We start from the raw sequence: 12,003 nt of genomic DNA, 5'->3' as shown, positions 1-12,003 counted from the left end.
CCAGCTACCTCACCGGCGAAGTGATCTCGGTGTCGAGCCAGCGCGCCTGAATGGGCGATGCCGTGAGACTTCTCCACGGTTTCTTCACAATCGCTGCCCAGAAGCGCCATGACCGGCCCCTACAGTCAGAGGTCGGGTCGATCGTCGGCTGCTGCGGGTGCTCGTCGGGACGACATGCGTCACCTCGGTGGTCGTGGTGATATCGGCGATCCATCGGATGTGGCTGTACCAGCAGGCGTACGGGTTCAGCGTGCAGCGGGTGATGGTCATTGCGATCGAACTCTGGCTCGGTGCGGTGTTCGTACTCGTCGCCGTGGCTGGTATCGGGATGACGGCGCGCTGGTTGCCCCGCGCGGTCCTGATCGCTGGTGTGGTGGCGCTGCTGGGGCTCGCCGCGGTCAATCCGGAGCGATTGATCGCCGAGCGCAACGTCGACCGCTACCAACGAACCGGGCAGCTGGATACGTCGTACCTCTTGGGCCTGTCCTCCGACGTCGCGCCCGCCCTCGTCCGGCTGCCAGAATCGATGCGGCTGTGCGCCAGGTATCGCGACGACGACGCCGATGCCTGGTATCAGTTCAACCTGTCGCGCTCGCGCGCGACCCACGACGGCACGCCACCGGCGGACGCTTGCGCGGGTTATTGGGGATATCCGTAGCTCCCCGATTTACCTAGCAAGCGCTTGGTTGATACCCTGTCGGGGTGGACAAGGCGCTTCCAACCCGCCGCGACGAGCTGCTCGACCTCGCCGCGGCGATGTTCGCCGAACGCGGCCTGCGCGCCACCACCGTTCGCGACATCGCGGATTCGGCGGGAATCCTGTCCGGCAGCCTCTACCACCACTTCAAGTCCAAGGAGCAGATGGTCGAGGAGGTGCTTCGCGACTTCCTGGACTGGCTCTTCGGGCGCTACCACCAGATCGTCGAGACCGAGACCGATCCGCTGGCCCGGGTGACGGGCCTGTTCATGGCGTCCTTCGAGGCCATCGAGCACCGACACGCTCAGGTCGTCATCTATCAGGACGAGGCCAAGCGGCTGTCGTCGTTGCCGCGGTTCGCCTTCGTCGACGAGCGCAATCGCGAACAGCGGACGATGTGGGTCAACGTGCTCAAACAAGGCGTCGCCGAGGGGTGTTTCCGCCCCGACCTCGACGTCGACCTGGTCTACCGCTTCATCCGCGACACCACCTGGGTGTCGGTCCGCTGGTACCAGCCCGGCGGGCAGCTGACCGCCGAGCAGGTCGGCAGGCAGTACCTCGCCATCGTCCTCGGTGGCATCACGATGCAAGGAGTCTGAATCATGGCTGCAACGCCGGCGTATGTCATCGATGCCGTACGCACTGCTGTCGGCAAGCGCAACGGATCCCTCGCCGGTCTGCACCCCGTCGATCTCGGAGCTGCCGCGTGGCGGGGTCTGCTCGATCGCAACGACGTCGACCCGGGGGCCGTCGCCGACGTGATCGCCGGCTGCGTGGATGCCGTCGGCGGACAGGCGGGCAACATCGCCCGGCTCTCGTGGCTGGCCGCGGGCTTCCCCGAGGAGGTGCCAGGGGTGACCGTCGACCGGCAGTGTGGATCCAGTCAGCAGGCGATTTCGTTTGGCGCCCAGGCGATCATGTCGGGTACCGCCGACCTGATCGTCGCGGGCGGGATGCAGAACATGAGCCAGATCCCGATCAGCTCGGCGATGGTCGTCGGCGAGCAGTTCGGCTTCACGTCGCCCACCAACGAGTCGAAGAGTTGGTTGCACCGCTATGGCGATCAGGAGATCTCGCAGTTCCGCGGCTCCGAGCTGATCGCCGAGAAATGGGGTCTCTCGCGTGAAGAGATGGAGCAGTATTCGCTGACCAGCCATCAGCGCGCGCAGGAGGCCATCCGGTCGGGGTATTTCGAGAACGAGATCATTCCCGTCCAGACCGATGGCGCTGGCTTCGTCACCGACGAGGGGCCGCGCGACACGTCGCTGGAGAAGATGGCCGGACTCAAGACCCTGGTCGACGGCGGTCGGTTGACGGCAGCGATGGCGAGCCAGATCTCCGACGGAGCCAGCGCTGTCCTGCTGGCCTCCGAGCAGGCGGTGAAGGACCATGGCCTGAAGCCGCGCGCCCGCATCCATCACATCAGTGCGCGTGGTGCGGATCCGGTCTACATGTTGACCGGGCCGATCCCCGCGACGCACTACGCCCTGGAGAAGACGGGCCTGACGATCGACGACATCGACACCATCGAGATCAACGAGGCGTTCGCGCCCGTCGTGATGGCGTGGCTCAAGGAGACGAAGGCCGACCCCGCGAAGGTCAACCCGAGTGGCGGTGCCATCGCGTTGGGTCATCCGCTGGGGGCGACGGGGGCGAAGTTGTTTGCCACGATGCTGAACACGTTGGAGCGCACTGGCGGTCGCTACGGGTTGCAGACGATGTGCGAGGGCGGCGGGACCGCCAACGTGACCATCATCGAGCGGCTCTAGGCACTAGTCCCTCCCGGGCACCTCCCGAACCCGGGGGCGCCGCCAGATTCACACTCGTCCTAGGGTGTCGCGCCGATCAGCGCGAGGCTGCCGAACGCGAGGATCCAGCTGGCGAAGCTGCCGACGAGGAAGTACTCGGTGACGTCATCGATGCCGATGCCGGGGGACGGCGCTCTGCCGGCCTCCGAGCGCTGGGCGTTGAGCTCGGGAAATCGGATGATGCTCTTGGCGGCGACCACTGCCGTCGCCATGGTCAGCTGGCCGCCGAGCCCGAGGCCGACGATCAGGAGACGCTCCATCGGGCCCAGCAGGCGGCCGCCCTTCAGTCGGTCCGACGGTTGTGGCTGGCCGACGGGTCGCACCGCGCCGACCGACCCGAGGATCAGCCGCACCAACTGGTTCGCGGTCGCCACCTGCGTCAGCATGACGCCGACGATCATCAGCAGCCGGGTTGGCGAGACGTCCGCATCGGCCAGGTCGACCCAGTCCGACCAGCGTGCGACGAGCCCGTCGACGTCGGATGCCCACCCGGACAACAGGATCAGCGCCGCGCCCGCGCCGCCGAACACCGCGAGCGGCAGCGCCTGATGCTTGCCGGTGCGCTCGGCGCGCTCACACAGCAGCGGCCAAGCGACGCCCGCGGCGATGGCGACGACGAGCAGCGGGACGTCACCAGCGTGCCAGAGCCCGCCGAGCACCACGAAGACCACGATGACCGCGACCGCGACGGTGGGCGACACCCAGCGGGGACGGGTCAGGCGCCTGCATACGTCGCCAAGCCCGACGGCGATCAGCAGGATGGCGAGGGAACTCATCGGACATCCGAAAGGCGTTGCGATGCAGCGACGATGAGGTCGAGCCCGTCGCGTGCCGCGCGCTGGGACACCGCCGATGCGCTGATGCCCTCCTCGGCGGCCAGGTCACGCTTGGACCGGTTGTTCACTAGACCTCTCAGGATGCGGATGGACCGTTCATCGAGCGATCCAAGCATGTGGTCCCGACACATCAGGGCGGCGTTGATCGGGTCGGCAGCCGGTCCCGACGGTTCCGCGCTCCGGTACGACGTGCGCACCGATGCGAGTCCGGACTGCTTCTGGGCGGTGGCCGTCCATTCGATGGCCTCGCGTGCCGACCACCATCCCGGCCCGTCCTGGATGCCGGTGTCGGGGTCGAGTTCGGTCGCCGGTCCCCAGCCGATGCCGAAGCGGATGTCGACCGCGGGCGCGAGGGCGAGGCGAAGCGACAGGGCTGCCGTGATCGCCCCGCCGACGGTCGGGTAGCTGCCCTGGAACTCGTCGCCGACCGTGATGGAAGGCGGGTCGACGGCGCCTTCGGCGATGCTGCCGAGCTGGGTGGTGAGAGCGCGGTGCAGGGCTCGGCGGTCCACGGCGTGGCGGGAATCGACGACGTCCCCGATCAGCATCGCCCTCGATGAAGTCTGAGGCTTAACTTTCACCATATGAAGACTGTAGCTTCATTTCGTAAAACTTAAGCACTTGACTTCACTAGATGAGTCGTGAGCGCGCTTCGACGATGATGCCGTCGAGCCGGTCACGGGTGGCGCTCAGGCGAGTGACCTCCGCATCCAGCCGCGCCCGCTCGGTGACGAGGCGCTCGACCATGGCGGGCGTGGTCGTGCCCGAGTAGATGCACGGCAGCATCAGGACGACGTCGTCACTGCTCAGGCCTGCCGCGAAGAGTTCCTTGATGAAGGTGACGCGGGAAACGGCGTCGGCGCCGTAGATGCGCTGGCCACCGGGGGTGCGCTCGGGCAACAACATCTCGCGCTCCTCGTAGTAGCGCAGCGAGCGGACGCTCGCACCCGTCTCCCTCGCCAGGTCGCCGATCCTCACTCCGCCTCCAATTTGACTCTGCCCCCAATTTCACTCGGCCTCCGATGTGTTCCACGTCACGGCCAACGCCACTTGAACCTCACATTGATGTCAGATTCTACGCTGGTCGCCATGGAGATTCGCAATGCGACCGCACTGGTGACCGGGGCCAACAGGGGGCTGGGCCGCGAGTTCGTCCGTCAACTACTCGCCGGTGGTGCGGCCAAGGTGTACGCCACCGCCCGACGACCCGAGACGATCGACGCCTCGGATTCGCGGGTCCACCCACTTCGGCTCGACGTCACCGATCACGCGAACGTCGCCGAGGTCGCCGCACGCACCGCCGACGTCGACCTCCTCGTCAACAACGCGGGGGTGGCGACGATGCAGAATCTCGTCACCGGCGATCTCGACGAGATCCGCCTGGAGATCGACACGCACTTCTGGGGCACGCTGGCGATGACGCGCGCGTTCGCTCCGATCCTCGGCCGCAACGGAGGCGGCGCGATCGTCAACGTGATGTCGATACTGTCCTTCCGCGTGTACCCCGGCAACGGCGCCTACGCGGTGGCCAAGGCCGCGCAGTGGCACCTCACCAACAGCACCCGTCTCGAACTCAGCGGGCAGGGCACCCAGGTGCTGGGGTTGCATCTGTCGGCGACCGACACCGACATGATGGCGGGCTGGGACCTGCCGAAGAACGACCCGGCCGACGTGGTGCGCCAGGCACTCGACGGCCTGGCGGCCGGAGCCGACGAGGTCCTCGCCGACGACGAGACCCGAGAGGTCAAGGCGCAGTTGGGTGCATCGCCGGAGGTTCTCTACGCGCCGATGCGTGAGCTGTTGGCCTGATCAGTCGACTACGTGTCCTGCGGCGGCGCGCAGGTGCTTGACCGCGTCGCCGACGATCGACTCGACGAGTTCGGCGCACGACGGTAGATCGCCGATGATGCCCGCGACCTGACCGGACGCCAAGACGCCGGCATCGGTATTGCCCTCCACCAGGCCGGCTTTGAGCAACATCGGCGTGTTGGCGGCCATCACGACCTGCGACCAGGTGAGCTCCTTGCCATGTCGCATCGCAAGGCCGTCCTTGACCATCGACCGCCAGGTCATGCCGGACATCTTCTTGAACTTCTGCGCATTGCCAACGGCGGCCGCGAAACCCCGTGCCCGCGAGCCGCCTTCCAACTTCTCGACCAGGCCGGTTCGCAGTACGCGGTGCGGCATGCCATCGACGCGCTTGGAGACGACCGTGCCGTCCAGCCCGGACTCCAGGTAGCGCTGCTTGACCGCCTCGGGAACGGTCGAGTCCGACGTCAGAAGAAAACGCGTGCCCATGGCGACCCCCGCGGCTCCATACGAGAGTGCGGCGGCAAGGCCTCGACCGTCGAAGAATCCGCCCGCAGCCACGACGGGGATGTCCACTGCATCCAGCACCGATGGCAGCAGCAGTGTCGTCGCGACGGGACCGGTGTGGCCGCCACCCTCGCCGCCCTGCACGATCACCGCATCGGCGCCCCAACCGGCCACCTTCTTGGCGTGCTTGGCCGCCCCGACCGACGGGATGACCACCACGCCAGCCTCTTTGAGTCTCGCGATCAAGTCGGGCTTGGGGGCAAGGGCGAACGACGCCACCCGCACCCCTTCGCGGATCAACAGCTCGATCCGCTCATTCGCGTCACCCGCGTCGGCGCGGATGTTGATGCCGAAGGGCTTGTCGGTGGCGGCCTTGACCTTGCTCACCGCGGTAGCCAATTCGTCCAGCGTCATGGTTGCCGACGCGAGGATGCCGAGGCCTCCCGCGTTCGACGTCGCGGCCACCAATCGCGCACCCGCCACCCAGCCCATGCCGGTCTGCACCACCGGATGCTCGATGCCGATCAGATCGGTCAACGGGGTGCGTAACTTGCTCATGGCTCAGACCTTGACTTCTTTGTCCCGCAGCGACTTTGGATCGATCGTGTCGTGGATCAACGTCAGTTCGTCATCCGTTGGCAACCGGGTGATCGTCGCCGATGCCAGGTCGTGCACCTCGAAGGACGTGTTGTCCGCCACCTGGTCCGCTTCGACACCGGGGTGCAGCGAGACTGCGCGCATCTGGTGGTCTGGGCCGTTGAAGTCGAAGACACCGAGGTTGGTCACCACGCGGTACACGTTGACGAACCGGTACGCCGGGTTGTCGACATCGACCTTGTCCCAACCGATTCCGGACACGATGTCCACGGAATCGCCGAACACCCGCTTGGTGTGATTGCCCACCCAGTAGCTGGTGGCATGGTTGATGGTGTTTCCCGGCGCGCCGCGGACGCCGAACATCTGTCGTGTCGGATGCTGCAGTGGTCCGAACGCCGAGAGGTTCTGGTTCCCGTAGCGGTCGATCTGGTTGGCGCCCATCACCACATGGCGCCGACCCCAGGCCAGGGTCTCGAAGACCCGGCCGAATGGCATCCACCCCTCGATGGCGCCTGCGGCGCCGAGCGCAGGCGTGTCCGCCAGGAGTCTGGCCTCGCCGTCGGTGAGCAGGATGTCGGGCGAGAAGGTGAGCCGGGCCAGACGGGCGCCGATGGAGACGATTGTCGTCATCGGGCTCACCATGATCTCGCCTGCGTCGCGGAACAGTTCGGCGCAGGCGACGGCGCACACCTCGGCGCGAGTCGCGGAGGTCACCTGGTCCCTCCTTCCTTGGCCGACTTCGCCGCCGTGCGGTCCGCGGCGAACTTCCGCACCGCGGCCTGGTAGTCGGCCTCGCTCTTGGACAGATACGTCGAGACGAACTCGGCCCATGTCTCGTCGGAGCCGGCGGCTTCGGCGTAGAGCCGCTGAAACTGCTCGTCGCGGCGGTAATCCGGCTCGGCAGTGGTGAAGTGCGCTCCGTTCGGCGCCTCGACGACGGTGTCCACCATCATCCGGTTGACCAGAAGCGCCTGTGGCGGAACCGACTTGATCAGTTCCTCGGTGGGTACCACGCGCTCGAGGGACAGGAAGCGTCGCTGGGCGGCCATCAGAAATAGGTCGTCGAAGTATGGGTCGATGCCGGTGTACGCGGCATTGCCCCGTTCGTCACCGACATTCAGGTGGACGAAGGCGGCGTCGAGTGTCAGTGCCGGCATCGCAACGAGCTCCTCGTAGCCACCGTCGGTGGCGTACGGCGAGGTCACGGTCTTGAGCTCGTCGCCCCAAAACGCCAGCACGTCGCTACCGAGGCCGGCGCGGATCGGCAGGAATGGCAACCGCTGTGCGGCCGCCTGCAATCCGCAGCGCAGCATGCCCTCGTCCATCTCGCGGGCCTCGATCGCGCCGGTGGTGCGCGCCTTGGCGAACCACGGATCGTAGAAGGGAGGTGAGTCGAGGGACACGAAGCCGTAGTACGCGCGCTTGACCTTGCCCGCCGAGCACAGCAATCCGATGTCCGGTCCGCCGTAGCTGACCACCGTGAGGTCGGTGACGTTGGTGCGCAACAGCGCGCGGACGAACGCCATCGGCTTGCGCCGTGAGCCCCAGCCGCCGATGCCGATGGTCATGCCGCTTTCGATCGACGTGACGGCCTCGTCCAAGGTGGTCCGCTTGTCGCTCAAGACTTTCCTCCCTTCGCCGCTTGCGCGAACGCGTCACGATGCTCGTCGGCCACGCCCGCCAGGTTGAGCTCGAACGTAAAGCCCTGCTCCATCCGGTAACTGGAGTTGACCCGCTGTACGTCGATGAAGTTCAGCGCCTCCTTGGCCGCGCGGATCACGCGGGTGTCCTTGACCGCGATGTCGCGGGCGACCCGTAGCGCGGACTCGTCGAGCTCGGCGCGCGGCACCACCTCGTGCACCGAGCCGAACTGGTGCAGCGTCGCGGCGCCGACGGTGGCGGCGGTGAAGAACAGCCTGCGCATCATGTGCTGGGGGACGAGCCGGGACAGGTGGGTGGCCGCGCCAAGGGCGCCGCGCTCCACCTCTGGAAGGCCGAACGTCGCGTCGTCGGAGGCGACGATGACGTCGGCGTTGCCGATCAACCCGATGCCACCGCCGACGCAGAAGCCGTTGACCGCCGCGACCACGGGTACCTCGCACTCGTAGACGGCACGAAAGGCGTGAAAACACCCGCGATTGGCATCGATCAGCGCAGTGAACGCAGGGGCATTTCTGCTCCTCGCGTCCGCGGCGGTGTTCTGCATCTCCTTGATGTCGACCCCGGCGTTGAAGCCGCGTCCCTCGGCGCGAAGGATCACGACGTGCGTGTCGTGGTCACGCCCGGCGGAGGTGATCGCGTCGCCGAGCTCGAACCAGCCGCGCGACGGGATGGCGTTGACGGGTGGGTAGTCGACGGTGACCGAGACGATGCCCGGTTCGACGGTCTTGGTGGTGATCGTCATGCGGAATCCTAGTCACTCCCGGTGGGCTACCTAAGCAAGCACTTGCTTGGTACGCTAGCACAGTGACCGATGCGGCCGGAATCAATCTCCAACTTGCTGGTCGCATCGTCTTGGTGACCGGTGGCGTCCGGGGAGTCGGGGCCGGTATCAGCTCCGTCTTCGCGGGTCAGGGGGCGACGGTGGTGACCTGCGCCAGGCGCCCCGTCGACGGCCTGCCGTACGAGTTCCACCGTTGCGACGTCCGCGACGACGACGCGGTCAAGGCGCTCGTCGACGGGATCGTGGAGCGTCACGGCCGCATCGACGTGGTGGTGAACAACGCAGGCGGCTCGCCCTACGTGCCGGCCTCTGACGCCTCGGCAAAGTTCAGCACCAAGATCATCGAACTCAATCTCCTTGGTCCGCTGTCGGTTTCGCAGCATGCCAATGAGCACATGCAGGCCCAGGACGCTGGCGGAGTGATCATCAACGTCTCCAGTGTCAGCGCCCGTCGGCCCACCCCGGGTACCGCCGCCTACGGCGCGGCCAAGGCCGGCGTCGAAAGCCTTACCAGCACCCTCGCCGTCGAATGGGCGCCGAAAGTCAGGATCAACTCGCTGGTCGTCGGCATGGTCGAGACCGAGCAGTCCGAGCTGTTCTACGGCGATGCCCAGTCCGTCGCCGCGATCTCGGCCAACATCCCGCTGCGCAGGCTGGCCAAGCCCGCCGACATCGGTTGGGCGGCTGCGTTCCTGGCCAGCGAGGCAGCGTCCTACATCAGCGGCGCATCGCTCGAAGTGCACGGTGGCGGCGAGCCGCCGCCCTACCTCGCAACGACATCCGCCATCAAATAGCGCATCGAATACCAGGGAGACAACGAATATGAGCTTGCTCGACGGCCGCGTCGTGATCGTCACCGGATCGGGCGGCGGGATCGGACGCGCCCATGCGCTGGCGTTCGCCGCCGAGGGCGCCCGTGTGGTGGTCAACGACATCGGTGTCGGGCTGGACGGCTCGCCGGCAGGCGGTGGCAGTGCAGCGCAGGCCGTCGTCGACGAGATCGTCGCCGCCGGTGGCGAAGCCGTCGCGAGCGGAGCCAACGTTGCCGACTGGGGGCAGGCCGAGGGGCTGATCCAGACCGCCGTTGACGCATTCGGCGGCCTCGACGTATTGGTCAACAACGCGGGCATCGTCCGCGACCGGATGATGGCCAACACCAGTGAGGAGGAGTTCGACGCCGTCATCGCCGTGCACCTCAAGGGGCACTTCGCCACCATGCGGCACGCGGCTGCCCATTGGCGTGCATTGGCGAAGGCCGGTCAGCCGGTCGACGCCCGCATCATCAACACCAGTTCCGGCGCGGGCCTGCAAGGCAGTGTGGGACAAGGCAATTACAGCGCGGCAAAGGCTGGCATCGCCGCGATGACCTTGGTGGCGTCGGCCGAGATGGGACGCTACGGCGTCACCGTCAACGCGATCGCCCCTTCGGCGCGAACCAGGATGACCGAGACCGTGTTCGCCGAGATGATGTCGACCCAGGACGCGGAATTCGACGCCATGGCGCCCGAGAACGTCTCGCCCTTGGTGGTGTGGCTTGGCAGCGTGGAGTCCCGTGACGTGACCGGCCAGGTGTTCGAAGTCGAGGGCGGCAAGATCCGGGTGGCCGAGGGCTGGGCGCACGGTCCGCAGATCGACAAGGGTGCGCGGTGGGATCCTGCCGAATTGGCACCCGTCGTAAACGATCTGCTCGCCAAGGCGCGTCCGCCGGTGAAGGTCTACGGCGCCTGAGCGCCCGCCGGCTCGCACACCACGAGCGGGATCACGCGGTCGGTCGCGTCGCGGTAGTTCTTGTACGGCGGGTACATCTTGATCAGGGCCGGCCAGTAGCGCCTGCGCTCCTCGTCGGTCGCATCGCGGGCCGTCATGGCCAGGCGCTCGTCCCGGATCTGCACCCCAACTTGGGGATTCGCCTTCAAGTTGAGATACCACATCGGGTTGCCGTCGCGACCGCCGAACGATGCCGGAAGGATCACCTTCGCGCCGTCGCGCAGGCACAGCGTCGCGGTGGTCCTCGGCTGCCCCGACCTGCGGCCGGTCGTGGTGAGCAGAGCAGCAGGAAACCACAGGAGTTTCGCGCCCAGTCTGCCGTTCGTGCGGCGGTACACGGCGATGTGCGCGCGGGAGAAGTACTTGAGCGCCGTGGCCAACACCCCCGAGTTGCGGATGCGTTCGCCGACACCGACCATGCCACCTACGTATCCGAACCTGCGCATCCGCAAACCGCCTACTTCTTCGTGCGTCGGCTGCCTCCGTGCCAGTCCTCCTGCTTGCCTGCCGTTTGGGTGTCGACGCCGAAGCTCGCCAGCTGCGGGCGCTCCCGCAGTGAGCGTTTCAGTTCTGCAAACCCCGGAAACGAGGCGAGCGCGACGACGTGGTCCCACAGCTCGGTCGCCTCGTCTGCGCTGGGCAGCCTGCTGATGACCGGCCCGAAGAAGGCCACTCCATCGGGTGGTTGGAAGTGCAATATCGGAGTGCCCACGTCGCGCCCCGTCGCCGCCAGCGCCTCCTCCGTCTCGGCGCGGATGACGTCGTCCCAGGACTCGTCGTCGAGGGCGTCGGCCAGGTCTGCGGGCCAGCCGAGCGAGGCGAGTAGCGGCTGTAGCACGTGCCGCGCCCCCTGGTCGGACGCCGACAATGCGTCGATCGTCCGCGACGTGTCGAAGATGCCGGCACCCGTCGCCTCGTAGAACCGACCCACGGCCGGGCGGCCGTGCTCGGCCCTGACGCGGGCGGCGACCCGCAAGAGTCGAAGTCCGGCGGTGTGCCCCGCTTCGTACTCGGGCGGGAAGTGCGAGGCGTAGTCGATGTGCGCGTTCAGGATTCGCAGTGAGATGAACCGCCAGTCGACGACGTAGTCCCGTTCGGCGGCGACCATGCGGACCCACTTGCTGGTCATCCACGCAAACGGACAGACGGGGTCGAAGTAGAAGTGCAGGTCCGCCCGAGCCGTCGTGCTCATTCCGGTTCGCAGACCACCAGCGGGATCTTGCGGTCGGTCCACGATTGGTAGTCCTCATACGTGGGGTACATCGCGACGAGCTTGGGCCAGTACAGCTCGCGCTCGGCGTCGGTGGCCTCGCGCGCGACCAGCTGCAGCTTCTCGTCCTTGACCTGAACGCGAACCTTCGGATCAGCCTTGAGATTCAGGTACCACATCGGGTGCTTGTCGCTGCCGCCCTTCGATGCGGCGACGATGATCTTGTCGCCGTCGCGGTGGAAGTACAGCGGACTGTCGCGCGGCTCCCCGGACTTGCGGCCCGTCGTGGTCAGGATGGCGACGGGAATGCCCTGGAAGTTACTGCCGAA

Annotated in this window: 15 protein-coding genes and 1 pseudogene; 6 read left to right on the top strand and 10 right to left on the bottom strand. The window is 66.9% G+C overall.

The genetic code is table 11. From position 1 onward, the window contains the following. Nucleotides 1-145: 145 nt before the first annotated feature. From ABW137_RS03700 to fadA6, 3 genes and pseudogenes are all read left to right on the top strand, one after another. Nucleotides 146-658 (top strand): annotated as a pseudogene (locus tag ABW137_RS03700) (DUF4153 domain-containing protein); the annotation flags it as partial. 44 nt (nt 659-702) lie between these two features. Beyond that, nucleotides 703-1,296, top strand: coding sequence for a TetR family transcriptional regulator KstR2 (gene kstR2, locus ABW137_RS03695; protein WP_526397000.1), 594 nt, complete (start codon nt 703-705; stop codon nt 1,294-1,296). A 3-nt stretch (nt 1,297-1,299) separates the two neighbouring features. Beyond that, a complete protein-coding gene (gene fadA6, locus ABW137_RS03690) occupies nt 1,300-2,466 on the top strand; it encodes a steroid 3-ketoacyl-CoA thiolase FadA6 (RefSeq protein WP_526396998.1) in 1,167 nt (388 codons plus the stop codon). A gap of 59 nt (nt 2,467-2,525) precedes the next feature. Here the strand turns inward: fadA6 and ABW137_RS03685 are convergent, their stop codons facing one another. The 3 genes from ABW137_RS03685 to ABW137_RS03675 are packed head-to-tail and all read right to left on the bottom strand — an operon-like array spanning nt 2,526 to nt 4,319. Next, nucleotides 2,526-3,281 carry a hypothetical protein gene (locus ABW137_RS03685; RefSeq protein ID WP_526396996.1) on the bottom strand — a complete coding sequence of 252 codons (756 nt, stop codon included), beginning with the start codon at nt 3,279-3,281 and terminating at the stop codon, nt 2,526-2,528. Next, the gene (locus tag ABW137_RS03680; RefSeq protein ID WP_526396994.1) at nt 3,278-3,925 is read right to left on the bottom strand and encodes a SatD family protein; all 648 of its coding nucleotides are present in this window, start codon (nt 3,923-3,925) and stop codon (nt 3,278-3,280) included. The genes ABW137_RS03685 and ABW137_RS03680 overlap by 4 nt, the downstream gene beginning before the upstream one ends. 46 nt (nt 3,926-3,971) lie before the next feature. Then, nucleotides 3,972-4,319, bottom strand: coding sequence for a MerR family transcriptional regulator (locus tag ABW137_RS03675; protein WP_526396992.1), 348 nt, complete (start codon nt 4,317-4,319; stop codon nt 3,972-3,974). Nucleotides 4,320-4,430: 111 nt separating this feature from the next. Here ABW137_RS03675 and ABW137_RS03670 point away from each other — a divergent pair, with 111 nt between their 5' ends. Then, nucleotides 4,431-5,150, top strand: a complete 720-nt coding sequence (locus tag ABW137_RS03670; RefSeq protein ID WP_526397002.1) for an SDR family oxidoreductase — start codon at nt 4,431-4,433, stop codon at nt 5,148-5,150. Here the strand turns inward: ABW137_RS03670 and ipdC are convergent, their stop codons facing one another. Genes ipdC through echA20 form a run of 4 tightly spaced genes read right to left on the bottom strand, consistent with a single transcriptional unit; the run spans nt 5,151 to nt 8,658 of the window. Next, nucleotides 5,151-6,215 (bottom strand): (3aS,4S,5R,7aS)-5-hydroxy-7a-methyl-1-oxo-octahydro-1H-indene-4-carboxyl-CoA dehydrogenase, encoded by a 1,065-nt coding sequence (gene ipdC / locus ABW137_RS03665; RefSeq protein WP_526396990.1) that lies wholly within the window; start codon nt 6,213-6,215, stop codon nt 5,151-5,153. A gap of 3 nt (nt 6,216-6,218) precedes the next feature. Continuing rightward, a complete protein-coding gene (gene ipdB / locus ABW137_RS03660) occupies nt 6,219-6,968 on the bottom strand; it encodes a cholesterol ring-cleaving hydrolase subunit IpdB (protein ID WP_526396988.1) in 750 nt (249 codons plus the stop codon). Beyond that, on the bottom strand, nt 6,965-7,876 hold the full coding sequence (gene ipdA / locus ABW137_RS03655) for a cholesterol ring-cleaving hydrolase subunit IpdA (protein ID WP_526396986.1): 912 nt from the start codon (nt 7,874-7,876) through the stop codon (nt 6,965-6,967). The genes ipdB and ipdA overlap by 4 nt, the downstream gene beginning before the upstream one ends. After that, entirely contained in the window at nt 7,873-8,658 is a 786-nt protein-coding gene (gene echA20 / locus ABW137_RS03650; protein ID WP_526396984.1) for a (7aS)-7a-methyl-1,5-dioxo-2,3,5,6,7,7a-hexahydro-1H-indene-carboxyl-CoA hydrolase, read from the bottom strand. Before echA20 ends, ipdA begins: the two co-directional genes overlap by 4 nt. 62 nt (nt 8,659-8,720) lie before the next feature. On the opposite strand from echA20, the gene ABW137_RS03645 reads away from it, so the two are divergent. Both ABW137_RS03645 and ABW137_RS03640 read left to right on the top strand, forming a co-directional pair. Further along, nucleotides 8,721-9,491, top strand: coding sequence for an SDR family oxidoreductase (locus ABW137_RS03645; RefSeq protein WP_526396982.1), 771 nt, complete (start codon nt 8,721-8,723; stop codon nt 9,489-9,491). A 28-nt stretch (nt 9,492-9,519) separates the two neighbouring features. Next, nucleotides 9,520-10,425 (top strand): SDR family oxidoreductase, encoded by a 906-nt coding sequence (locus ABW137_RS03640; protein ID WP_526396980.1) that lies wholly within the window; start codon nt 9,520-9,522, stop codon nt 10,423-10,425. On the opposite strand, the gene ABW137_RS03635 is transcribed toward ABW137_RS03640, so the two are convergent. The 3 genes from ABW137_RS03635 to ABW137_RS03625 all read right to left on the bottom strand — a co-directional run. Beyond that, nucleotides 10,413-10,910: a nitroreductase family deazaflavin-dependent oxidoreductase gene (locus tag ABW137_RS03635; protein WP_526396979.1), complete on the bottom strand. Its 498-nt coding sequence runs from the start codon at nt 10,908-10,910 to the stop codon at nt 10,413-10,415. The genes ABW137_RS03640 and ABW137_RS03635 overlap by 13 nt on opposite strands. 11 nt (nt 10,911-10,921) lie before the next feature. Continuing rightward, nucleotides 10,922-11,656: a mycothiol-dependent nitroreductase Rv2466c family protein gene (locus ABW137_RS03630; RefSeq protein ID WP_526396977.1), complete on the bottom strand. Its 735-nt coding sequence runs from the start codon at nt 11,654-11,656 to the stop codon at nt 10,922-10,924. Then, nucleotides 11,653-12,003, bottom strand: a 351-nt coding sequence (locus tag ABW137_RS03625) for a nitroreductase family deazaflavin-dependent oxidoreductase (protein ID WP_526396975.1), incomplete at its 5' end; no start/stop codon positions are given. The genes ABW137_RS03625 and ABW137_RS03630, both read right to left, overlap by 4 nt.

Source organism: Mycobacterium sp. (assembly GCF_040509115.1).
GTDB lineage: Bacteria > Actinomycetota > Actinomycetes > Mycobacteriales > Mycobacteriaceae > Mycobacterium.
The sequence above is the reverse complement of the archived record's forward strand: the minus strand, read 5'-3'. Positions and strand labels throughout refer to the sequence as shown.

Bases quoted from the DNA above. Each gene is read 5' to 3' on its own strand.
- fadA6 (WP_526396998.1), top strand. From the start codon at position 1,300: ATGGCTGCAACGCCGGCGTATGTCATCGATGCCGTACGCACTGCTGTC.
- ABW137_RS03685 (WP_526396996.1), bottom strand. From the start codon at position 3,281: ATGAGTTCCCTCGCCATCCTGCTGATCGCCGTCGGGCTTGGCGACGTA.
- ABW137_RS03680 (WP_526396994.1), bottom strand. From the start codon at position 3,925: ATGGTGAAAGTTAAGCCTCAGACTTCATCGAGGGCGATGCTGATCGGG.
- ABW137_RS03670 (WP_526397002.1), top strand. From the start codon at position 4,431: ATGGAGATTCGCAATGCGACCGCACTGGTGACCGGGGCCAACAGGGGG.
- ipdC (WP_526396990.1), bottom strand. From the start codon at position 6,215: ATGAGCAAGTTACGCACCCCGTTGACCGATCTGATCGGCATCGAGCAT.
- echA20 (WP_526396984.1), bottom strand. From the start codon at position 8,658: ATGACGATCACCACCAAGACCGTCGAACCGGGCATCGTCTCGGTCACC.
- ABW137_RS03640 (WP_526396980.1), top strand. From the start codon at position 9,520: ATGAGCTTGCTCGACGGCCGCGTCGTGATCGTCACCGGATCGGGCGGC.
- ABW137_RS03635 (WP_526396979.1), bottom strand. From the start codon at position 10,910: ATGCGCAGGTTCGGATACGTAGGTGGCATGGTCGGTGTCGGCGAACGC.
- ABW137_RS03630 (WP_526396977.1), bottom strand. From the start codon at position 11,656: ATGAGCACGACGGCTCGGGCGGACCTGCACTTCTACTTCGACCCCGTC.